Below are 20,532 nucleotides of genomic sequence, written 5' to 3'. Positions count from 1 at the left end.
TGGCGGCGACCCCTCTGTGCACCCTGCCCGTCAATCATGACGAGAGTCGGGCGGATAGCTAAGATGTGGATCGCAAGGGCCGGTGCTTCAAGCCGAAGAATGCGCAAGAATCTGGGGAATTGAAAAACAGCCTGAAATCAAGGCATCGCGGCCCGCCATTCCTTTGCACTTTCCGTCTCTTTCTTTTGATGAGCCATGAACGCTTTCAACACGCCTAGCCTGGGGTTTGTGGGCTTGCCGTCACCGAGCAGCCTTATCTGTTCATAATACCAGCCCTGAGCGCCAAATCCGTTGAGCGCCTTGATCAGTTTTATGGGCGAATTCGGCCCGAATATGCCCGGCCCGATGCGTAGCTCTGCCTCCCATTTGGTGGCATCGGCTTCACCGGACAAGAGCTTTGCCGGGGTCGCCGGATCAACACAGAGCGGGCGTCCGAGACCGACAAGATCGGCTTCATGCCCTTCAAGCGCAGCATCCATTGCAGATCGCGTACGAAACCCACCCGTTACCATCAGGGGCATCGTGGCGCGCTCCTGCACGGATTTGGCATAGGAGAGGAAATAGGCCTCACGCTCACGGGTCGAGCTGCGGCGGGAATCCTCGAAAGAGGGCTCAAGCCCCTCCATATCCATCATCGCCGGCTGCTCGTAATTGCCGCCGGAAATCTCCACGAAATCAACGCCAAGTCCGTTGAGAATATCAATCACGGCAAGACAGTCCGCATGGCTGAAGCCGCCTTTCTGGAAATCGGCCGAATTGAGCTTCACCGACACCGAAAAGCCCGGCCCGCCCTGCACTTTGGCCTCCCGCACACTATCAACCAGCAGGCGCGCGCGATTTTCCAGCGGCCCACCCCAGTCATCCTCGCGCCGGTTGGCGAGGGGTGAAAGGAAGGAACTGAGCAGGTAGCCATGGGCGGCATGGACCTGAATGCCATCAAACCCGGCCTTCCTGCCGACGCGCGCTGCCCGCCCAAAGCCCTCAACCACCGCCTTTATCTCATCGGCCGTCATCGCGCGCGGCTCTCCGAACTGCCCACCGGGCAGGCCCAATGCCACAGGGCTCGGAGCGGCAGGGCGCGGATTGACCAGTTTGGGCGTCTGCCGCCCGGCATGGCTGACCTGCATGATGAACGCCGCGCCATGCGACTTGGCCGCTTCAGCCCAGCGCGACAGGCCATCCAGCTCATCATCGCCCGACTTTGCGTCGATCACGACATTGCCGACGCGCTCAAGATGGTGGCGGTCAATCTGCACGTTTCCGGTCAGCAGGCCGCCTGCCCCGCCCTCGGCCCAGCGGCGATAGAGGGTGACATGTTCCTCAGTTGGCCGGTTGCGCGAATCCGCGAGTCCCTCTGTCATGGCAGCCTTCACAAGACGGTTCGGGAAGGTCAGCCCACTCGACAGGGTTAACGGGGCATTAATCGTGACAGGCATTATGTTCTCCCAATATCGACACTGAGTCGCACGCCCTTTAAGGGAGACCAATTATGGCCGCCGCCAATCAAGCAAAGCTGTTCGACACTATGGTACCAGATTCTTCCGGCTATTCGGCCAAAGATATTGAAGTTCTTGAGGGCCTTGAACCGGTCCGCAAACGGCCCGGCATGTATATTGGCGGCACGGATGAGCGCGCCTATCATCACCTCTTCGCCGAAGTGCTCGATAACTCGATGGATGAGGCCGTTGCCGGCCACGCGAACCGCATCGAAATCCACCTCGATGCCGAGGGCTTCCTGACGGTCGTCGACAATGGACGCGGCATCCCGGTCGACCCGCACCCGAAATTCCCCAAGAAATCGGCGCTGGAAGTCATCATGACCACGCTCCACGCGGGCGGCAAGTTCTCCGACAAGGCCTATGAGACCGCTGGCGGTCTCCACGGCGTGGGTATTTCGGTGGTGAACGCGCTGTCCGAACTGGTCGAAGTGGAAGTCGCGCGCGACAAGATTCTCTACCGCCAGACCTTCTCCCGCGGCCTGCCACAGGGAAAACTGGAAAAGGTCGGCGCCACGCCAAACCGCCGAGGCACGTCGGTGAAATTCCGTCCCGACACCCAGATCTTCGGCGAGAAGCTGCGCTTCCGCCCTGCCCGCCTGTTCCAGATGGCGCGGTCGAAAGCCTATCTCTATCGCGGCGTCGAAGTGCGCTGGAGCTGTGACCCGAGCCTGCTGCCGGAAGATTCCAAGATCCCGGCCGAAGCGGTCCTCTCCTATCCGAACGGCCTCGCTGACCAGCTGGACGAAGTCTTTGCCGATAAGGCGACGATTACCGAGAGTTCGTTCACCGGCCTCGTCGACGCCGGCAAGGAAGGCAAGGTCGAATGGGCCATCGCCTGGACACGCGCTGGCTTCGGCGAAGCAGACGGCTTTGCCCGCTCCTACTGTAACACGATCCCGACACCGGAAGGCGGCACGCACGAAGCCGGCTTCCGCTCGGCCATCACCAAGGGCCTGCGTAACTTTGCCGAACTGACGGGCCAGAAGAAGGGCTCAGACATCACGGCTGAAGACATCATGGGCCATTCGGGCCTGTTGCTGTCGGTCTTCATCCGCAACCCTGAATTCGTCGGCCAGACCAAGGACAAGCTGTCGACCACGGCGGCCTTCCGCTTGGTTGAAAACGCGGTCCGCGACCGGTTCGACCACTGGCTCGCCGGCAGCCCGAAAGAGGCTGACAAGCTGCTCACCTGGGCCATCGACCGGGCCGAGGAGCGCGCCAACCGGCGCAAGCAAAAAGAGATCAGCCGCAAGTCTGTCACCAAGAAGCTCCGCCTGCCCGGCAAGCTGGCTGACTGCGCCGAGAAGGGCCCGGAAGGCACTGAACTGTTCCTCGTCGAAGGCGACTCCGCTGGCGGCAGCGCCAAGCAGGCGCGCGACCGGAAAACGCAGGCCATCCTTCCCCTGCGCGGCAAGATCCTGAACGTGGAGAGTGCTTCGGCCGACAAGCTGGCGGGCAACCAGGAACTCAACGACCTCGCCCTCGCGCTCGGCACCCAGCTCGGTCGCAAGTTCGACCTGGATGAGCTGCGCTATGAGCGCATCATCATCATGACCGATGCTGACGTCGACGGCGCGCACATTGCGGCGCTGTTGATCACATTCTTCTATCGCCTGACGCCGGGCCTGATCGAGAGCGGACGCCTGTTCATGGCGCAGCCGCCGCTGTTCCGCCTGTCGAACAAGGGCACGATTGCCTATGCGATGAATGAAGAACAGCGGACTGAAGTGATGGCCAAGCATTTCAAGCCGAACCAGAAAGTCGACATGGTGCGCTTCAAGGGTCTCGGCGAAATGAACCCGTCGCAGCTCAAAGAAACCACGATGAACCCGTCCACCCGCACACTGGCCCGCGTCACGCTGCCGGACTCGATGGACGAACTGACGGAAATGAAGCCATCCGAACTCATCAACACGCTGATGGGCAAGAAGGCTGAAACCCGGTTCAAATTCATCCAGGACAATGCCGCCTTCGTAGACGAGCTGGATATTTAAGCGGGCTGCTTAACGCCCGCCCCCTGGCGAACGCCGGGGTCGCATGCGGCTTTTTCCTGTCTCCAATTGCCTGAAGCCCCGGCGTTAGCCGGGACTGCGCATAGATTTATCTGAAGGTATGTATGGAGAGGGGTGAGAAAGCGCTGCGACCGGCCATGTCCGCGAGGGGTGGCACGGGGGGCCGGTCGCAGCGCCCGATCCTCAGGCGGCGCCAGTCGGGGCGGGAGGCACCTGGCCTGTGGAGGTCTTGCGGGCAGACGTGTCATCGCTGCGGATGCTATCGCGAACGGAATCAGACAGACGTCCGAGAACAGAGTTTTCGCCGGTAAGGTTATGGCGGTCGGCCTCGTCCTTCATGGTTGAGAACAAGCGGCCGAGCTTCTTGCGGTTGGCATAGCCGGCAACGGCGGCGAGGCCGAGCAGCGCGATTGTGGACGGATATGATTTGCTGGACATTGAGATATTCCTTTCCGATTTCAGGGTTACGCGTGAGTGCGACGTGAGAAGAAGTTCCAGACAACGAGAACGATGACTGCGCCGAGCGTGGCACCGATCAGGCCAGCCCCGTCGCCTTCGCCATAGAAACCAAGCGTCTGGCCGAGGAAGGTGAAGACGAATGCGCCGACAACGCCGAGCAGCATCGTGAGCAGGAAGCCTTTCGGCTCGTTCTTGCCGGGGTGGAGAAACTTGGCGATGACACCGGCAATGAGGCCGATGAAGAGTGTCATGATGAAGCCCATTGCGAGGGTCCTTTTTGGCTGGATTGCTAAATCAATCCGCGCAAAGGCTTTTCGTTCCGGGGTTACAAAATGATTAGTTCGATTGGTCCGCGAGCTATCCGCGCCGGGCCTCGGTCACGAAATCCACAAAGGCGCGCAACGGCGCCGGCATGAAACGCCGATTGTAGAAATAGAGCTGCGGCCCTTCGAACTCAGGCCACCAGTCCTGCAAGACGGGCTCAAGCGCTCCGGTTGCGAAATGCGGCTCGAGCAAATTGCGGAAGCCCTGGATCAGACCGAAGCCATTGATCGCGCTTTTGATCGCCGCGCTTCCGCCAGAGGTACCGACGATCAGCCGGCCCTCCGGCTCGACCACGAGTTCCTCGCCATCGCGGGCAAACTCCCACGGGATCATGGCGCCGCTGGAGAAGCGCAGACGGACACATTCGTGCTGCAGCACGTCGCGCGGGTGCTCCGGGCGTCCATGGGCATCGAGATAGGCCGGCGAGGCGGCGGTGGCGGCCTGCTGCATGGCCGGACCGATCGGCACGGCGATCATGTCCTGCGCAAGGCGTTCGCCATAGCGGATGCCCGCATCGCACCCGGCGGCAACCGTATCGACGAAGCGATCATCGACCATGATCTCTACACTGACGTCCGGATGGCGGCGCAGGAATGCCTCGACCAGGGGCGGCAGGATGTCGACCATCACGGCGCCCGGCACGTTAAGCCGCAGCATGCCGCGCACGGCATTGCCGGAACTCATGGCCGCGTCGACGGCGGCGCGCGCCTCCGCGAGGATGGGTTCGAGGCGAGCAGCCAGATCGCGCCCGGCCTCTGTGGGCGTCACCGAGCGCGTGGTGCGGCTCAGCAGGCGCACACCCATGCTGGCCTCAAGGCGCGAGAGCGTTTCGCTGACGGTGGATGGCGACACGCCAAGCTGGCGCGCGGCATCACGGAAACCGCCTGCACGCACAATGGCCAGGAAGACCGAAAGCTCGTCGAGAGAGGCGGCGGAATTGTTCGACATTCCGATCAGTCTATTCGGGATTGGCCGGATTATCAATCTTGCCGCGCGACGCTATCTCAGTCGACGAAAAGGAGACATCGCGATGACACAGACAGATACAGGCCCCGCAGCAGCAGCTGGCCGCTTCACGTTTCCGGGCACCGACATCAGCGTCAACCGGATGGGCTACGGCGCCATGCAGCTTGCCGGGCCCGGCGTGTTCGGCCCGCCAAAGGACGAAGCCGTGGCGCGCGATGTGTTGCGTGAGGCCATTGCGCTCGGCATCGACCATATCGACACGAGCGACTTCTACGGGCCTTATGTCACCAACCGGCTGATCCGCGAGGCGCTGCATCCCTATCCGGCAGACCTGACGCTGGTGACAAAGGTCGGCGCCTACCGGGACGACAAGGGCGGCTGGCTGCACAACATCACGCCGGACTTCCTGAAACGCTCGGTCGAGGAAAACCTCGAGAATCTGAAACGGGACCGTATGGACGTCGTAAACCTGCGCATTGCCGGACCGGACGAGGACGTGCGTGAGGCCATGATCGCCATGCGCAATCTGCAGGAAGAGGGCCTGATTGCCCACATCGGCATGAGCACGGTGACGATGGACCAGCTGCGCGCAGGGCAGGACATTGCCCCGGTCGTGTGTGTCCAGAACATGTACAATCTCGTACACCGCGAGGATGACGCCATGATCGACGCGCTCGCCGATGAAGGCATTGCCTATGTGCCATATTTCCCGCTGGGCGGATTCTCGCCGATCCAGTCTGAGGGCCTGAATGACGTGGCGGCGGACCTTGGCGCGACGCCGCAGCAGGTGGCACTCGCATGGCTGCTGCAGCGCAGCCCGAACATGCTGCTGATCCCCGGCACGGGATCGATCGGGCACCTGCACGAGAATGTCGCTGCTGCGGCGCTCGAACTGACGCAGGACGCAAAGCTCAAGCTGGACGGGCTAGCCAGCGCATAATTGACCTGCCGTCGATTGCTTATCCTTCGCGGCCCGCCTAAATGCTCAGAATGAGCAAAGTACTGGATATTCTCGCCGCGCAGCTGAACCCCGTGGTTGGCGACATCAATGGCAACCTGGCGCTGGCACGAGAGGCCTATGCCGAGGCAAGGGAGCGGGACGCAGACCTTCTGGTGCTGAGCGAGCTGTTCATCCTCGGCTATCCGGCGGAAGATCTCGTGCTGAAGCCGAGCGCTGTGGACCTGTCCATGGCCGCCGTGAAGATGCTCGCCAGCGAAACCGGCGGCGGGCCAGCCATCCTGATCGGCTGTCCATGGGATGTGGACGGGAAAGTGCACAATTCATCCGTCCTGCTGAAGGACGGCATTGTAGCCGGGCGCTGCGACAAGCGTGAGCTGCCAAACTATGGCGTGTTCGACGAGAAGCGCATCTTTGCGCCCGGCGACGGCGCGCCCTTCGTGTTCACGCTGAAGGGCGTGAAAGTGGGCGTCGCGATCTGCGAGGACATCTGGTTCGAGCGGGTGCCGCTGTCGCTGAAAGGCGCAGGCGCCGAAATGCTGATCGTGCCGAACGGATCGCCCTGGCGCCGGACGGTCCATGCCGAGCGGCACACCACGTTCTCGGCATGGCGCAAGACCGGCCTGCCCTATCTCTTCGTCAACCAGGTCGGGGGACAGGACGAGCTTGTCTTCGACGGCTCCAGCTACGCCGTCGATGATGACGGCACCGAGCACCAGTTGCTCGGCGATTTCGAGACAGGCACCGCCATGGTCTCGTTCGACGGCGAGAGCGGCAGTTTCCAGAGCCAGGCACGGGCGACGCTGACCGAGGGCTGGGAAGCGGAATACCGCGCGGCTGTTCTGGCGCTCGGCGACTATGTGAACAAGAACAAGTTCCCCGGTGTCGTGCTTGGCATGAGCGGCGGGATCGACTCGGCGCTGACGGCGGCAATGGCAGTAGACGCGCTGGGGGCCGAGCGCGTCTGGTGTGTGATGATGCCGTCAAAGTATACGAGCAGCGACAGCCTTGAGGATGCCAAGGCGTGCGCCGAAATGCTCGGCTGCAAGTATGACATCATCAACATCCGCCCGGGCGTGAACGCGCTGGACGAGATGCTGGCCGACCAGTTCGCCGGGACACAACCAAACACGACCGAAGAGAACATCCAGTCGCGCCTGCGCGCTGTGACGCTGATGGCCCTGTCGAACAAGTTCGGCCACATGGTGGTGACAACCGGCAACAAAAGCGAAATGGCCGTCGGCTATGCCACGCTCTATGGCGACATGTGCGGCGGCTACAATGCGCTGAAGGATTTCTACAAGACCGAAGTGTTCGAACTGGCCAAGTGGCGCAATACGGCCATCCCGCGCGGCGCGCTGGGTCCCGGCGGCGAAGTGATCCCTGTGCGTATCATTACCAAGCCGCCCTCGGCCGAACTGCGCGAAGACCAGCGCGACGATGACAGCCTGCCGCCCTATGACGTGCTGGACGATATCCTGCGCGGCCTTGTGGACCTTGAAGAGGATATCGATGACATCCTCGCGCGCGGCCATGACGTGGCCACCGTGCGCCGCATTGAGCACCTGCTTTACATTGCCGAGTACAAGCGCCGCCAGGCCCCACCGGGCGTGAAAGTCGGCGGCAAGAATTTCGGCCGCGACCGGCGCTACCCGATCACGAACAGGTTCAGGGACGACTGAGGCTTATTCGATCGGCGCTTCGCCGAGGCTTTCCGCCAGCGCGGCATTCTGCTCCGCTTCAGCGCGGATGCCTTCCACCTGTTCCAGCGTGATGTCGGACGCGTCGCCATAACCGGTGATCGGTGACGGCACGATGCCGGGCACGGTGACAACCTCGTCATAAAGCAGCCAGGCCTTGCTGCCATCGCTACAGGTCACGCGCAGCCATTCATCTTCCTGGCCCTTGGTGGACTGGATATCGGTGATGTCCATCAGCTCGGCTTCGTTGATGTCATACTCCGTGCCGGCATAGGAGAGGATGGCAAAGCCCTCGCCGAGATAGCGCAGATAGTTCAGCTGCTCGCCTTGCTTCAGGTCCAGCGTCTGCATGCTGCCCGCATCGCTGATATACTCGATCTGGGCATCCTGATTGAGCGTGACGGGGAAGGTTTTCGTGGCGACGAAGAATTCCAGCTCGTCGGACGAGACGCGCGGATTGTTCCAGAGCTGGTAATTGGCGAGCTGCGGCAGCGTGCAGGCCTTGTCCTGTGGCGAAGCGGGGTTGGGCTTGGCCCGGCCCATGACGCTGATGCCTTCATCAAGCACGACAAAGCCCGCCGGATATTCCCCCGGCCAACCGGGCGAAATATACCAGCCCTCGCCATAGCCCGACAGCTTGGCAAAGTCCGGCGCCACATAGTCGCTCGCCTGAGGCGTTTCGCTCAGCGAGCCCGGCTCGGCCATTTCATGGTCCTCGACAGCCACGATGTCGCTTTCCTGCGGCACGTCCTTGGGCTGTCCACAGGCAGCCAGCAGGATGGCGGCGGTAAGTATCCAGCCATATTTCATATCCGACTCCTTCGGGCGACTCGCTCGAGAGTCGATGTTTAGCATAAACAATAGCAAGATTGTGACCTCCATGCCTTGGCTTTTTAGGCAATTTGATGTCGAAAGCGGCTTGGAATGACTGGAAAACAACGCCCATGACCCACCCGATTGTCCGCTTTGCCCCTTCGCCCACCGGGCGCCTGCACGTTGGCAACGTTCGCACAGCCCTGATCAACTGGCTGTTTGCGCACGCGAAGGGCGGTAAATTCATCCTGCGTATCGACGACACAGATCTTGAACGGTCCACCAAGGCCTATGAAGACGGCCTGCGCGAAGACCTGACCTGGCTCGGCCTGGTCTGGGCCGACACGTTCAGCCAGTCCGACCGCTTTGCCGAATATGACAAGGCCGCCGCGCGCCTCAAGGAGATGGGCCTCCTCTATGCCTGCTACGAAACCGCCGACGAACTGGAGCGCAAGCGCAAGATCGCCCTCTCGCGCGGCCGCCCGCCCGTCTATGACCGGGCTTCGCTCGACCTGAGCGACGACGAGAAAGCCAAGCTCGAAGCCGATGGCGTGAAGCCGCACTGGCGTTTCAAGCTCTCCGGCAACCGCGTTGACTGGGACGACCTCGTGCGCGGCCCGCAAAGCATCGACACGTCGAGCCTCTCCGACCCCGTGCTGATCCGTGAGGACGGCTCCTACCTCTACACGATGCCTTCGGTCGTCGATGATATCGACGCGAAAATCACGCATGTCGTGCGCGGCGAAGACCATGTGACCAATTCCGGCGCGCAGATCGAAATCTTCCTCGCACTCGGCGGAACGGCGCCGCAAATGGCCCACACCCCGCTGCTGATCGGCGCCGATGGCCAAGGCCTCTCCAAACGCCTTGGTTCGCTCTCCATGGGCGAGCTGCGCGCGCAGGGCTATGAGCCGATGGCGATTACCAGCCTGCTGGCCAAGATCGGCACGTCCGACAATGTCGAGGCACGCACCAGCCTTGATGAACTGGCCGGCGAATTCGACTTCAGCAAGATCGGCCGCGCCCCGGCGCGCTTCGACGAGGCAGACCTCCTGTCACTGAACGCGTCCATCCTGCACGGCCTTCCCTTTGAGGATGTGAAAGAGCGCTTGGCGGCGGTGGACCCGCGCGCCGCAGACGAAGCCTTCTGGACCGTTGTGCGCCAGAACTGCTCGCTGCTGCCCGATGTGTCAGCCTGGGTTGATGTCGTATTCGGCGACACCGCACCTCTGGTCGATGCCGAGGACAAGGACTTCGTTCTGCAAGCGGCTGACCTGCTGCCCGAAGGCGAGCTGACCGCCGAGACATGGAGCGAATGGACCAACGCCGTGAAGGCCGCGACGGGCCGCAAGGGCAAGGGCCTGTTCATGACCCTCCGCAAGGCCCTGACCGGACAGGAACATGGACCCGACATGGCGAGCCTGATGCCATTGATCGGACGCGAGCGGGCACTGGCACGGCTAAAGGCGGCTTAGATCCCTCACCTCCCACTGCCTTCGGCAGCGGGCCCCTCCTCTCCCAAAGGGAGAGGGGTTTGACCGGAAGAGCCACTTAACCCCTCTCCCTTTGGGAGAGGAGGGGCCCATCGCAAAGCGATCTAAGCGCGAACCAAAGGCTCATCCTGAGCGAAGTCGAAGGACGAGCCGGGCGAATCCAGCTCTCCCCGCGCCCGTCCTTCGACTTCGCTCAGGATGAGCGCTTTAGATATTCTGCGCTTCCACTGGTATATCTGGCCGCATGAAGCCAATCGCCTTAAAGCCACAAGACCTTGAATATGTTCCCTTATTGTTCACAAGAACAAAAATCGAACATACTCTCTATTCATTCACTTCAAATTGTGCATATTATTACATTTAGCTGCGGCAACCCGTGGTCAGCGTAGATTTGAATTATGCCCAAGAGGGCTGGTGCCGTGGCAAATTCAGTCACCACACAATCTGCCCTCCAATGTTACTTTTGGAGATTATATGATGGCAAAATTGGTAATCACCGGATGCGTGCCAGATGGTAGCGATTCGGATAGAGTAATCGATATCGTGTATGGCGATGGCTTCCGCCTACGGATGGATAAGGCAGTTGAACTTGCGCTTGCAGGTATTGAGTTTTGGGCAAAGATGCCCGGGATCACAATCGCTAAAGTGAACGTCCAGAAGTCGCTGACAGGTAATTATTTCCTGAGAACCAGCCCAGACGCATGGGTCGCCAACAATCTGGGCAGAATATGCTCAGGAAACAATATTGCGAAACTTACGCGTTCAGCATCGCTTGCGCCGGGGTTCGGAACTGTACTGAAGCAGCCTACGAACGCATTGGCTCCGAGCGCAAGGCTCCCCACTATCCTTGGCTAGATTACTCTTCCACCAGCTGAACCAGCACCACACCCTCGGCGACCTGCTCGCCAACAGCGCCTGACACCGCCTCAACCACGCCATCGCGCGGCGCAGCCAGGCTGTGCTCCATCTTCATGGCCTCCATCACAGCGAGCGTCTGGCCTTGGGTGACCGTGTCCCCGGCCTTCACGTTCATCGCGATGATCTTGCCGGGCATCGGCGCCTTCACGGCATCGCCACCGAGCAGGGCTTCGACATCGGCGTCATAGTCCGGCACCTCGACCAGCACGCTGTCGCCCGCCGTCGTGACGGCAAAGCGGCGGGGCGAAAGGTCTGTCACGAGCGGAAGCGGCAGGTCTGCATCGACCTCATAATCATCGGGGTCGATCCAGTCGGCATCCCCGCCAACGGCCACGGAAGCCCGGTGCAGGGGCGCCGCGTTCATCCGCCAGCCATCCTTGATGTCCCAGGGCTTGGCTGCGCCCGGCGCATCAAGGTGGATATCGCAGACGGCCATGACGGCGGCATGCTGGTGCGCCCCCGGCGCGTCGGTCAGCGCCTCGCCCTGCTCCGCAATCCAGTTCACATGGTGCGTCGCCTCAAGGAAGGCGTCCGACATGGCGCAGCGGCGCAGGAACCCGGCATTCGAGGGCACGCCGACAAGCTGGGTATGGGCCAGCGCGTCGATCAGGCGCTCAGCAGCTTCATCGCGGTCCTCGCCCCAGACGATCAGTTTGGCGATCATGGAATCATAGCTGGACGGCACACGGTCGCCGCTTTCAAAGCCGGCATCCCAGCGGACGGTTTCGCCATCCACCTCTTCCAGCAGGCCGAATTCAAGGATCAGCCCCGCGCCGGGGCGGAAGCCTTCAGACGGGTCTTCAGCGCAGATACGCGCCTCGATGGCGTGGCCATTCAGCGTGATCTCATCCTGCGAAAGCGGCAGCTCGCCGCCGGAAGCGACATGCAGCTGCCATTCGACCAGATCGGTACCCGTGACCATTTCCGTCACCGGATGCTCCACCTGCAACCGCGTGTTCATCTCCAGGAACCAGAAACTGTCGAGGCTGAGCGGGCGGCTGCCATCGACGATGAATTCCACCGTTCCAGCGCCCTCATATTTAACGGCTGCGGCCAGTTTCACGGCGGCGTCCGTCATCGCAGCCCGCACATCATCCGGCATGCCGGGCGCAGGTGCCTCTTCCAGCACTTTCTGGCGGCGGCGTTGCAGCGAGCAATCGCGCTCGAACAGGTGGACCGTATTGCCATGGCTGTCGCCGAAGACCTGCACTTCGATATGGCGGGGCTGTTCGACCAGTTTCTCCAGCATCACGCGCCCGTCGCCAAAGGCGCTTGTCGCCTCGCGCACAGCGCTTTCAAGCTCGTCTTTCAGGTCGGCGGCCCTGGTGACGAGGCGGATGCCCCTGCCCCCGCCGCCCGCAATGGCCTTGATCAGGATCGGATAGCCAATCTCCTTGGCCGCACTGGTCAGCGTCCTCAGGTCCTGCGCCTCGCCGCGATAGCCGGGCAGCACGGGCACGCCGGCCTCCTCGGCAATGCGCTTGGCCTCGTCCTTAAGGCCCATCGCGCGGATGGCGGATGGCGGCGGGCCGACCCAGATGAGACCGGCCTCGCGAACGTCTTCAGCGAACTCCGCGTTCTCCGACAGGAAGCCGTAACCGGGGTGGATCGCGTCGGCGCCCGTGGCCTTGGCAGCAGCAAGGATGCGGTCGGCGTTGAGATAGCTTTCGCTCGCGGGCGCCGCGCCGATGTGCACAGCTTCGTCGGCTTCGCGGACGTGTTTGGCGCGGGCGTCGGCGTCGGAATAGACGGCGACCGTACGGATTCCCATGTCGCGGCAGGTGGCCATGATACGGCAGGCGATCTCGCCGCGATTGGCAATGAGGAGGCTTTTGATCATGGCCGCAGCAAGACCCGATTTCGCCGCAAAAGACAAGTTGCGGGGCCGGAAGCGCGTGCCTAAGCTGGCAGGCCATCAAGGATGAGAACGCCATGCGCCGACTGACCGCCCTGATTGCCTCCGCCACGCTGTTAACCATGGGCACGGCTGCCGCCGCACCGAAAGACGAGGCATCCGTCGCCAAGGCGTGGGAGAAACAATGCCGCGTCGATGTTGCCGCTGAGGGCGTGTCGAAGGCGCGGGCCAAGCCCTTCTGCAAGTGCGCAAAATCAGAAGTCGCCGACTGGATCGACAAGGCCGAAGGCAACGAGCGCACCCTGCGCCTCTGGTCGGCCTATTATCAGGGCGATCCGGAGATGAGCGAAGATGACTTCTATGAAGGCGCCGCTGCTGCGGGCCTGAACCCTGACGAACTCAAGGCCCTGCTCGTCTCGCTCTTCTTCGAACCGGGCAAGTTCTACGCGCCCTGCGTCGACATCATCGAGTGAGCTTTGTGGGCCTTGCCCGGTGAACCGTGGCGACTAGCACGAAGCTGATGATCATCAGCAGGTACCAAGAGCCGAGCTTCGCGAGCGAGACCATCTCCCAGCCATTCTCCTGCCCCGGATAGGCCCAGGCTTTGGCGAACGTGCCGAGGTTTTCCGCAAACCAGATGAATAGTGCCACCAGCAGGAACCCGACCACGAGCGGCATCTGGCGGTAGGCCACATCCGGCCGGAACTGGACCCAGCAGCGGCCATAGATCAGCACCGTCGCCGCAAAGAGGCCAAGCCGAATGTCCGGCAACCAATGGTGCGCGAAGAAGTTCACATAGATCACTGCGGCCAACAGCCCCTGTAGCCAGAGCGGCGGGAAGTGCGTGAACCGGAAAGCAAAGATGCGCCAGACGCGGGCCAGGTAGGAGCCGACGGCCGCATACATGAAGCCGGAGAACAGCGGTACGGCGCCGATGCGGAGATAACTATCCTCGGGATAGATCCAGCTGCCTGCATGCGTCTTGAACAGCTCCATGATCGTGCCGACGACGTGGAACACAAGAATGATCCGCGCCTCTTCCCATGTCTCCAGACCGGTCAGCAACATGGTCACCTGAATGGCAACGGCGGCAAGCACAAGGAAGTCATAGCGCGAGATCACCGCCCCATCCGGATAGAACAGGAAGGTCAGCATCAGGAGGCCCAGCATCGCCCCGCCGAACAGGCACGCCCAGGCCTGCTTGATGCCAAAGGCGAGGAATTCGAACGCCGCCTGGCTGACCGGACCACGCACCCAGCGCGCATGGAGGTCCGCACGGGCCGCATGGAGGCGGCGTTGCAGGGCATTGGCGGGAGGCGGAGGCATTATGGGCTTCATGTACTCTCCATTATCCCCGAAACGGGCAGCTTTAGGGCCGGAAACGGTCACGGAAGGGTCAGGGACTGGTCCGGGAATGGTCCGGGAATGGTCGGCGAACGGTCCACGAAGCACAGCGGAAGGGAGTGAAATTCCGGCTTTCTGCCGCCTGCGGCATGTCGTAAGGGTTAACCATAGTCAATCGAGGGGACTAAAAATGGCCTATGCATCCGGAGTTCAGTTGAGCGGTCTTGCCGGCATCGTTGGCGCGGCGGTCGGTGGTTATATCGGCTATTCGCAAGCGGCAGACGTCAGCAACCTGACGCCCATTGCCGGGGCACTCATCCTTGGCGGTGTTGGGCTTGTGGCGGGCAGCGCTGGCGCATTCCTGCTCAAATCGGCGATGCAGTTTGTCATCTACATCATCATGTTCGGCGTGCTGGTTTATGTGTTCCAGACACCGATAACGAAAATGACCGGGATAAACCCCGTAGCCGCGACCCTTGAATTCCTTGGAGATATGGGCCTGCCTGTGAAGACCGCGACCGAAAAGCTGGTTACCGGCTCCAACTAGGCTTGCGCTTCTCAAGGAAGGCCGCGACGCCTTCCTTGCCTTCATCCGAAGCCCGACGGGCCGCAATACGGCGCGCGGTTTCGTGGCCAAGATCCTTGTCGATAATCTCGCCAGTGACATCCGCCACCAGTTTCTTGGCATCCGCTATTGCGCCAGGCGCAGCGGCGAAAACGAGATTGGCGATATGCTCTTCCATGGCGGTCATCCCGGCCTGGTCGGCCACCACATAGTGAACGAGGCCCATGCGCTCTGCATATTCGGCATCAAATGTCTCAGCCGTCACGAACAGCGCCCGCGCCCGCCGCGGCCCGATGGCGTCGATCACATAGGGGCTGATGGTGGCGGGCGTCAGGCCAAGGCGCACTTCCGAAAAGCGGAACTTGGTGCCGGTCATGGCAACGGCCACGTCACACGCCGCGACAAGCCCTGCGCCGCCGCCCATGGCTGCACCGTGGACCAGCGCCAACGTCATCTGGGGCATGTCGTAGAGCGCCTGCAGCATGGCCGCCAATTTCTGCGCGTCGTCCTCGTTATCATCCCTGGTGTGGAGTTCAGCGGCCTGCTTCATCCAGTTAAGGTCAGCCCCTGCCGAAAAGGACGGGCCATTACCACGCAGGATCATCATCCGGATGGTTTCCTGATCGGAAATCACCTCGAAAGCGTCCCTCAGTTCCTCAATGACGAGCGCATTGAAGGCATTGTGCACGTCAGGCCGGTTCAACGTGACGACAGCGAGGCCTTCCTGCGTGGCCTGAAGGGTGATGGTTTCGTAAACAGTGTCGGTCATGCGGTTTCCTGACGTATGAGAGCGGGTTCCAGGCACTGTGCCGGACTATCGGGCCGTCAGCGAGCACGATAAGGCCGGAACGCCCGCTGCGGCAACCGGAACAACTGCGGAAAAAGCCATGCTTCACAAGCACCTGCAAGCGCCGCTCAGACAGCCTCGCGACCGAAGATGCGCATGTCGGTGCACCAGCGCTTGAACTTGGCCTCATCGACCTCACCGGCCCCGCCGAGAATGGTGTGGTGCAGCGGGCCGAAGCCGGACAGGCCGAGGACGCCGCGCTCGAGTGCGCGCAGGGCGCCGGCATCCATGCCAAAACGGTAGACGAGACCTGGCATGCCCATGGTAATGACAGTGCGGGCGGATTTGCCCTTCATCATCTGCATGGGCCATTTATGGGCGCTGTCGGATGCGGCGAGGAAGAATTCTGCCCGCGCCGCCTGTTCGAAGAAGGCGCGCAGCTTGGCCGGCATGCCGCCGAGCCAGAGCGGAAAGGCGATCAGCAGATGATCAGCGTCGGCGATTTTCCGGCGTTCGCTCAGCATGGGCTCAGGTGGCGGTGTAGCAAAATCGTCCGGTGTGCTGAGGAAACCGAAATCGAGACTCCCCACGTTGATGCGCGAGACGGCGTGGTCTTCCTGCGCCGCCCCTTCGGCATAGGCATCGCACAGGGCGTGAATGAGATGGTGCGGGGCCGGGTCGGGGTGGCCGTCGATGATGCAGATGCGGGTCATGGGTGAACGTCCTCAAGATGATCCTGAGGCGCCAGTCTGGCAGGTGCAAAGATGCGGGCCCATACGGACTTGCCCCTAGACAGAGGCCCGGTAGATTCAAGGCACCCTTATGAATGCAAAGAGGGCCTGCCAGGGGACAGGCCCTCTCCCCTTCCATGTCGGGCGCAATTACTGACTGTTCGCCAGATCGGTTGCTGACACGGATGTCTCATCTGTCTCGCCGCGCCAGGCCTGTACGGCGCGCAGGAGCTCTTCTTCGGAAACGGTATGGTTCTGATCGAGATCGAGCCGGGTGAACTTGGCGATGGCCTCAGATTCGGATGCCTTGCGGCTGCCGGTCTGCTGGGAGACGTATTCGTCCTCCGAGATCAGGCCGTCATCATCGACATCGAACAGGGAAAAATCGGGTAGCTGGTCGGCATGGCCGATGAGGGCCGTCATCATCGCCGCCACCAGAAGGAAATTCGCACGTCGCACCATGGCCGCCTCTCCTTTTCATGCCTGCCGCAATGGTTGCGACAGGCTGACCCTGTCACAATGTGGCATTAATGGGGCGTGAAAAGCCGTTCACGAACAAGATGTAATGTTTACATCCTGAATACGCCAAAGCCACGCTCCGGGAATGGGGCGTTGAGGCTGGCGGAGAGCGCGAGGCCGAGGACACGGCGTGTGTCAGCGGGGTCGATGATGCCGTCGTCCCAGAGGCGCGCGGTGGAGAAATACGGGTTGCCTTCGGCCTCGTAGAGATCGCGGATCGGCTGCTTGAAGACCTCTTCCTCCTCGGCGGACCATTCCCCGTCCTTGCGCTCGATGCCTTCGCGCTTGACCGTGGCGAGCACGGAGGCGGCCTGTTCGCCGCCCATCACCGAGATGCGCGCGTTCGGCCACATGAACAGGAAGCGGGGCGAATAGGCGCGGCCGCACATGCCGTAATTGCCCGCCCCGAAGCTGCCGCCGGTGACGACGGTGAACTTCGGCACGCTGGCGGTGGCGACGGCGGTGACCATCTTGGCGCCATCCTTAGCGATGCCGCCGGCCTCGTATTTCGAGCCGACCATGAAGCCGGTGAGATTCTGCAGGAAGACCAGCGGGATGCGGCGCTGGTCGGCCAGTTCGATGAAATGGGCGGCCTTCTGGGCGCTTTCGGAGAAGAGGATGCCATTGTTCGCCAGGATTGCGACGGGCATGCCGTAGAGCCGGGCAAAGCCGCAGACGAGCGTTTCGCCGTAAAGCTTCTTGAACTCGTGGAATTCCGAACCGTCGACGAGCCGGGCGATGACTTCGCGCGCGTCATAGGTCTCTTTCAGGTCCGGCGGGACGAGGCCGTGGAGTTCAGAGGGGTCGTAGAGTGGTTCGGCAGGTGCGGTCAGTTCGAAGGGCTGGGGCTTTGGCGTGGCCAGCGTGCGGATAATCGAGCGCACGATTGCAAGGGCGTGGGAGTCGTGGGCGGCGTAATGGTCCGCCACGCCCGACTGGCGCGCATGGACGTCAGCGCCGCCAAGGTCTTCCGCAGATATGACTTCGCCGGTTGCAGCCTTCACAAGTGGTGGGCCACCGAGGAAGATGGTGCCCTGCTGGCGCACAATGATGGTCTCGTCGCTCATAGCGGGCACATAGGCGCCGCCAGCGGTACAGCTGCCCATGACGGCGGCGATCTGGGGGATGCCCTTCGCGCTCATCTGGGCCTGATTGTAGAAGATGCGACCGAAATGCTCGCGGTCCGGGAAGATTTCGGACTGGTGCGGCAGGTTTGCGCCACCTGAGTCCACAAGATAGATGCATGGCAGGCGGTTCTCGAGGGCAATCTCCTGCGCGCGCAGGTGTTTCTTGACCGTCAGCGGGTAATACGTGCCGCCTTTGACGGTGGCATCATTGCAGACGATCATGCATTCGCGGCCCTCGATGCGGCCAACGCCCGTAATGATGCCAGCCCCGGGCGCCTCGCCATCATACATGCCGTGGGCTGCCAGTGCGCCGATCTCAAGGAAGGGGCTGCCCGGATCGACCAGCCGCTCGACACGCTCACGTGGCAGCAGTTTGCCGCGCTCTGTGTGGCGCTGCCGGGACGCTTCAGGCCCGCCAAGCGCCGCAGCAGCGGTCTTTTCAGCGAGTTCATCCAGCAGGGCCTGCATGGCGGCGCGATTGCGGGCAAAGCCCGCACCGGCAACGTCGAGACTCGATTTCAGTACGGGCATGATGCCTCCCTCAAGGGCTTGAAGCCTGCTTAACGAGGGCGCAGGCCGCTGTCACGCGACTGTAACCCAATATTGAGAGAGTTCAGGTAGGGTTCCCACTTGGAAGGACCTTCTGGAATGGGCATCTTCAAACCTATGAGCATCGACATCACCCCGGCCCTTAAGAACATCCCGTTCCTGAAGGATGTACCGGCGCGCGCCATGAAAGCGGCAGGCAAAGAGGCCCAATGGTATTCACTGCCTGCGGGCGGCGCCCTGTTCAAAACGGGCGAGCCGGCCGATTCAATCTATTTTGTGCTCTCGGGCACGCTCGGCGCGTTCCACGAAGGCCCGGAAGGCGCAAGCGAGTTCATTGGCCATATCCGCGCTGGTGAGCCCTGCGGGGAGATGGCGCTGTTCCTGGGTGGGCTCGATGTCGACGGCGACGGCTCGCCGGAAAATGCGCCGCATACCGGCTCTGTCTACGCCATCCGCGATTCCGAAGTGATCGCGATCACCCGCAAGGGCTGGCAGCGCATGGTGAAAGCTGAGCCTGAACTGCTGGAGGCCATGATCCGCGTGATCCTGCGCCGCCTCGGCAAGGCGGGTCAGCGCTCGACACGGGCCGCGCCTAAAGTATTCACGCTGGTCGGCACATCGCCCACAATAGATTTGAGCCTGCGGGCCAAGGCGCTGGCAGACAGCCTCTCACGCGCCGGCAAGACAACCGTCATTATTGCCGAGGCCGAAGGCGACGAAAAACCAGCAGCCTTCTTTGACGATCTCGAACTGCGCCATGATGTCGTAATCCTGATCTCGACCATCGGCGACAATACCTGGTTCAGGCTGTCGATCCGGCAGGCAGACCGGATATGGGTCATGGCGCGCGCCGATGCGCGGCCCTCCATTCCGCTCATGCCGACGGAAGACTCCCCGGCACTTGCCCTGAAACTGGTCGACGTCGTGCTGCTCCATCACGGCAATGAGCGACGCGCCGCCCGGCCGGTCGAGTGGCTCGATGCGTCTGGTGGCAGCCGGGTTTTCCACTGGACCGGCGTACAGGGACCAAGTTGCGCGCGGCTGGCGCGTGTCATGTCAGGCAGGTCTGTCGGGGTGGTGATGTCAGGCGGCGGGGCACGGGCTTATTCCCATATCGGCATGGTACGCGCCATCCGTGAGGCTGGCATACCAATCGACTTTGTCGGCGGTTCATCCATGGGCGCGGTTATCGCAGCCTGTGTCGCCATGGGCTGGGACAATGACGAGATCGACCGGCGCATCCGCAAGGCCTTTGTCGAGACCAATCCGTTGGGGGACTATAACCTGCCTGTTGTCGGCATGGTCAAAGGCGCGCGCGTGAATGCCCGCCTGAAAGAGCATTTCGGCGAGGCGGAAATCTGCGACCTGGACGTTCCCTTCTTTGCCACCTCGACCAATCTGACGACTGGCACGTTGCGACTGCATCGCACCGGGCTCCTGCGTGAGGCCCTTCGCGCGACTATCTCTTTGCCAGGCATCCTGCCGCCAGTGGTGGACGGTCATGATGTGCTGGTCGATGGCGCCGTACTGAACAATTTCCCGGTTGATGTGATGCGCGAAATGCACCGGGGCTTTGTGGTCGGCTGCGACGTGACGCAACAGGCTGAGGGGCTGGATGTGGAAGAATTCATCAACCCACCCAACTTCTTCCGCTGGGTTCTGGGTAACGGGTTCTCGGCGGCCCCGCCAATTGCCGGCCTGTTGATGCGTGCGGCAACCATCCGGGCAGACCGCACGTTTGGCCGCGATATGACCGATGTGCTAATCCTGCCGGATCTGATCGACACAGAACTGCGAGACTGGGAGGCCTATGACGCCACTGTCGAGGCCGGGTATGACGCTGCCAAGAAAGTGCTCGAGACCAGCGATATCAAGGAAAAGTGCTGCACTGAATGATCCGTATCCACCTAAGC

At 61.9% G+C, this 20,532-nt stretch carries 19 protein-coding genes; 8 read left to right on the top strand and 11 right to left on the bottom strand.

Going from position 1 to position 20,532, the window contains the following annotated elements; genetic code table 11:
• Positions 1-137 precede the first annotated feature (137 nt).
• On the bottom strand, positions 138-1,436 hold the full coding sequence (locus tag V7651_RS08945) for an NADH:flavin oxidoreductase/NADH oxidase family protein (RefSeq protein ID WP_335612966.1): 1,299 nt from the start codon (positions 1,434-1,436) through the stop codon (positions 138-140).
• 53 nt (positions 1,437-1,489) lie between these two features.
• On the opposite strand from V7651_RS08945, the gene parE reads away from it, so the two are divergent.
• Positions 1,490-3,493 carry a DNA topoisomerase IV subunit B gene (parE, locus tag V7651_RS08940; protein WP_335612965.1) on the top strand — a complete coding sequence of 668 codons (2,004 nt, stop codon included), beginning with the start codon at positions 1,490-1,492 and terminating at the stop codon, positions 3,491-3,493.
• Between the two features lie 201 nt (positions 3,494-3,694).
• On the opposite strand, the gene V7651_RS08935 is transcribed toward parE, so the two are convergent.
• The 3 genes from V7651_RS08935 to V7651_RS08925 form a co-directional block, all read right to left on the bottom strand.
• Positions 3,695-3,949 carry a hypothetical protein gene (locus V7651_RS08935; RefSeq protein WP_335612964.1) on the bottom strand — a complete coding sequence of 85 codons (255 nt, stop codon included), beginning with the start codon at positions 3,947-3,949 and terminating at the stop codon, positions 3,695-3,697.
• Positions 3,950-3,975: 26 nt separating this feature from the next.
• Positions 3,976-4,233 (bottom strand): GlsB/YeaQ/YmgE family stress response membrane protein, encoded by a 258-nt coding sequence (locus V7651_RS08930; protein ID WP_335612963.1) that lies wholly within the window; start codon positions 4,231-4,233, stop codon positions 3,976-3,978.
• A gap of 94 nt (positions 4,234-4,327) precedes the next feature.
• A complete protein-coding gene (locus tag V7651_RS08925) occupies positions 4,328-5,242 on the bottom strand; it encodes a LysR family transcriptional regulator (protein WP_335612962.1) in 915 nt (304 codons plus the stop codon).
• An 82-nt stretch (positions 5,243-5,324) separates the two neighbouring features.
• Here V7651_RS08925 and V7651_RS08920 point away from each other — a divergent pair, with 82 nt between their 5' ends.
• Positions 5,325-6,200, top strand: coding sequence for an oxidoreductase (locus V7651_RS08920; RefSeq protein WP_335612961.1), 876 nt, complete (start codon positions 5,325-5,327; stop codon positions 6,198-6,200).
• A gap of 50 nt (positions 6,201-6,250) precedes the next feature.
• Positions 6,251-7,900 carry an NAD+ synthase gene (locus V7651_RS08915; protein ID WP_335612960.1) on the top strand — a complete coding sequence of 550 codons (1,650 nt, stop codon included), beginning with the start codon at positions 6,251-6,253 and terminating at the stop codon, positions 7,898-7,900.
• 3 nt (positions 7,901-7,903) lie between these two features.
• Here V7651_RS08915 and V7651_RS08910 read toward each other — a convergent pair whose 3' ends face one another.
• Positions 7,904-8,728, bottom strand: coding sequence for a hypothetical protein (locus V7651_RS08910; RefSeq protein ID WP_335612959.1), 825 nt, complete (start codon positions 8,726-8,728; stop codon positions 7,904-7,906).
• Between the two features lie 134 nt (positions 8,729-8,862).
• Between V7651_RS08910 and gltX the strand changes: the two genes are divergently transcribed.
• Together gltX and V7651_RS08900 are read left to right on the top strand one after the other, a co-directional pair.
• A complete protein-coding gene (gene gltX / locus V7651_RS08905) occupies positions 8,863-10,206 on the top strand; it encodes a glutamate--tRNA ligase (RefSeq protein WP_335612958.1) in 1,344 nt (447 codons plus the stop codon).
• 492 nt (positions 10,207-10,698) lie between these two features.
• Positions 10,699-11,079 (top strand): DUF3892 domain-containing protein, encoded by a 381-nt coding sequence (locus V7651_RS08900; RefSeq protein WP_335612957.1) that lies wholly within the window; start codon positions 10,699-10,701, stop codon positions 11,077-11,079.
• Between the two features lies 1 nt (position 11,080).
• On the opposite strand, the gene V7651_RS08895 is transcribed toward V7651_RS08900, so the two are convergent.
• Complete coding sequence (locus V7651_RS08895; protein WP_335612956.1) at positions 11,081-12,982, bottom strand: acetyl/propionyl/methylcrotonyl-CoA carboxylase subunit alpha; 1,902 nt, start codon at positions 12,980-12,982, stop codon at positions 11,081-11,083.
• 92 nt (positions 12,983-13,074) lie between these two features.
• On the opposite strand from V7651_RS08895, the gene V7651_RS08890 reads away from it, so the two are divergent.
• Positions 13,075-13,470, top strand: coding sequence for a hypothetical protein (locus tag V7651_RS08890; protein ID WP_335612955.1), 396 nt, complete (start codon positions 13,075-13,077; stop codon positions 13,468-13,470).
• Here V7651_RS08890 and V7651_RS08885 read toward each other — a convergent pair.
• Positions 13,460-14,323, bottom strand: a complete 864-nt coding sequence (locus tag V7651_RS08885; RefSeq protein ID WP_335612954.1) for a DUF817 domain-containing protein — start codon at positions 14,321-14,323, stop codon at positions 13,460-13,462. The two genes, V7651_RS08890 and V7651_RS08885, sit on opposite strands and share 11 nt — an antisense overlap.
• Positions 14,324-14,531: 208 nt before the next feature.
• Between V7651_RS08885 and V7651_RS08880 the strand changes: the two genes are divergently transcribed.
• Positions 14,532-14,888: a hypothetical protein gene (locus tag V7651_RS08880; RefSeq protein WP_335612953.1), complete on the top strand. Its 357-nt coding sequence runs from the start codon at positions 14,532-14,534 to the stop codon at positions 14,886-14,888.
• Here the strand turns inward: V7651_RS08880 and V7651_RS08875 are convergent.
• From V7651_RS08875 to V7651_RS08860, 4 genes are all read right to left on the bottom strand, one after another.
• Positions 14,872-15,675 carry an enoyl-CoA hydratase-related protein gene (locus V7651_RS08875; protein ID WP_335612952.1) on the bottom strand — a complete coding sequence of 268 codons (804 nt, stop codon included), beginning with the start codon at positions 15,673-15,675 and terminating at the stop codon, positions 14,872-14,874. The two genes, V7651_RS08880 and V7651_RS08875, sit on opposite strands and share 17 nt — an antisense overlap.
• 146 nt (positions 15,676-15,821) lie before the next feature.
• A complete protein-coding gene (locus V7651_RS08870) occupies positions 15,822-16,406 on the bottom strand; it encodes an NAD(P)H-dependent oxidoreductase (RefSeq protein ID WP_335590537.1) in 585 nt (194 codons plus the stop codon).
• Between the two features lie 168 nt (positions 16,407-16,574).
• Positions 16,575-16,886 carry an EF-hand domain-containing protein gene (locus V7651_RS08865; protein WP_335612951.1) on the bottom strand — a complete coding sequence of 104 codons (312 nt, stop codon included), beginning with the start codon at positions 16,884-16,886 and terminating at the stop codon, positions 16,575-16,577.
• Between the two features lie 107 nt (positions 16,887-16,993).
• Positions 16,994-18,601 carry a carboxyl transferase domain-containing protein gene (locus V7651_RS08860; RefSeq protein WP_335612950.1) on the bottom strand — a complete coding sequence of 536 codons (1,608 nt, stop codon included), beginning with the start codon at positions 18,599-18,601 and terminating at the stop codon, positions 16,994-16,996.
• 117 nt (positions 18,602-18,718) lie between these two features.
• On the opposite strand from V7651_RS08860, the gene V7651_RS08855 reads away from it, so the two are divergent.
• Positions 18,719-20,515: a patatin-like phospholipase family protein gene (locus V7651_RS08855; protein ID WP_335612949.1), complete on the top strand. Its 1,797-nt coding sequence runs from the start codon at positions 18,719-18,721 to the stop codon at positions 20,513-20,515.
• Positions 20,516-20,532 lie beyond the last annotated feature (17 nt).

Origin of the sequence: Hyphomonas oceanitis (assembly GCF_036964545.1) — a bacterium.
GTDB classification, from domain to species: Bacteria; Pseudomonadota; Alphaproteobacteria; order Caulobacterales; family Hyphomonadaceae; genus Hyphomonas; species Hyphomonas oceanitis.
This window is presented reverse-complemented; position numbering and strand designations above follow the sequence as displayed.

Bases quoted from the DNA above. Each gene is read 5' to 3' on its own strand.
- V7651_RS08945 (WP_335612966.1), bottom strand. From the start codon at position 1,436: ATGCCTGTCACGATTAATGCCCCGTTAACCCTGTCGAGTGGGCTGACC.
- parE (WP_335612965.1), top strand. From the start codon at position 1,490: ATGGCCGCCGCCAATCAAGCAAAGCTGTTCGACACTATGGTACCAGAT.
- V7651_RS08935 (WP_335612964.1), bottom strand. From the start codon at position 3,949: ATGTCCAGCAAATCATATCCGTCCACAATCGCGCTGCTCGGCCTCGCC.
- V7651_RS08930 (WP_335612963.1), bottom strand. From the start codon at position 4,233: ATGGGCTTCATCATGACACTCTTCATCGGCCTCATTGCCGGTGTCATC.
- V7651_RS08925 (WP_335612962.1), bottom strand. From the start codon at position 5,242: ATGTCGAACAATTCCGCCGCCTCTCTCGACGAGCTTTCGGTCTTCCTG.
- V7651_RS08920 (WP_335612961.1), top strand. From the start codon at position 5,325: ATGACACAGACAGATACAGGCCCCGCAGCAGCAGCTGGCCGCTTCACG.
- V7651_RS08915 (WP_335612960.1), top strand. From the start codon at position 6,251: ATGAGCAAAGTACTGGATATTCTCGCCGCGCAGCTGAACCCCGTGGTT.
- V7651_RS08910 (WP_335612959.1), bottom strand. From the start codon at position 8,728: ATGAAATATGGCTGGATACTTACCGCCGCCATCCTGCTGGCTGCCTGT.
- gltX (WP_335612958.1), top strand. From the start codon at position 8,863: ATGACCCACCCGATTGTCCGCTTTGCCCCTTCGCCCACCGGGCGCCTG.
- V7651_RS08900 (WP_335612957.1), top strand. From the start codon at position 10,699: ATGATGGCAAAATTGGTAATCACCGGATGCGTGCCAGATGGTAGCGAT.
- V7651_RS08895 (WP_335612956.1), bottom strand. From the start codon at position 12,982: ATGATCAAAAGCCTCCTCATTGCCAATCGCGGCGAGATCGCCTGCCGT.
- V7651_RS08890 (WP_335612955.1), top strand. From the start codon at position 13,075: ATGCGCCGACTGACCGCCCTGATTGCCTCCGCCACGCTGTTAACCATG.
- V7651_RS08885 (WP_335612954.1), bottom strand. From the start codon at position 14,323: ATGCCTCCGCCTCCCGCCAATGCCCTGCAACGCCGCCTCCATGCGGCC.
- V7651_RS08880 (WP_335612953.1), top strand. From the start codon at position 14,532: ATGGCCTATGCATCCGGAGTTCAGTTGAGCGGTCTTGCCGGCATCGTT.
- V7651_RS08875 (WP_335612952.1), bottom strand. From the start codon at position 15,675: ATGACCGACACTGTTTACGAAACCATCACCCTTCAGGCCACGCAGGAA.
- V7651_RS08870 (WP_335590537.1), bottom strand. From the start codon at position 16,406: ATGACCCGCATCTGCATCATCGACGGCCACCCCGACCCGGCCCCGCAC.
- V7651_RS08865 (WP_335612951.1), bottom strand. From the start codon at position 16,886: ATGGTGCGACGTGCGAATTTCCTTCTGGTGGCGGCGATGATGACGGCC.
- V7651_RS08860 (WP_335612950.1), bottom strand. From the start codon at position 18,601: ATGCCCGTACTGAAATCGAGTCTCGACGTTGCCGGTGCGGGCTTTGCC.
- V7651_RS08855 (WP_335612949.1), top strand. From the start codon at position 18,719: ATGGGCATCTTCAAACCTATGAGCATCGACATCACCCCGGCCCTTAAG.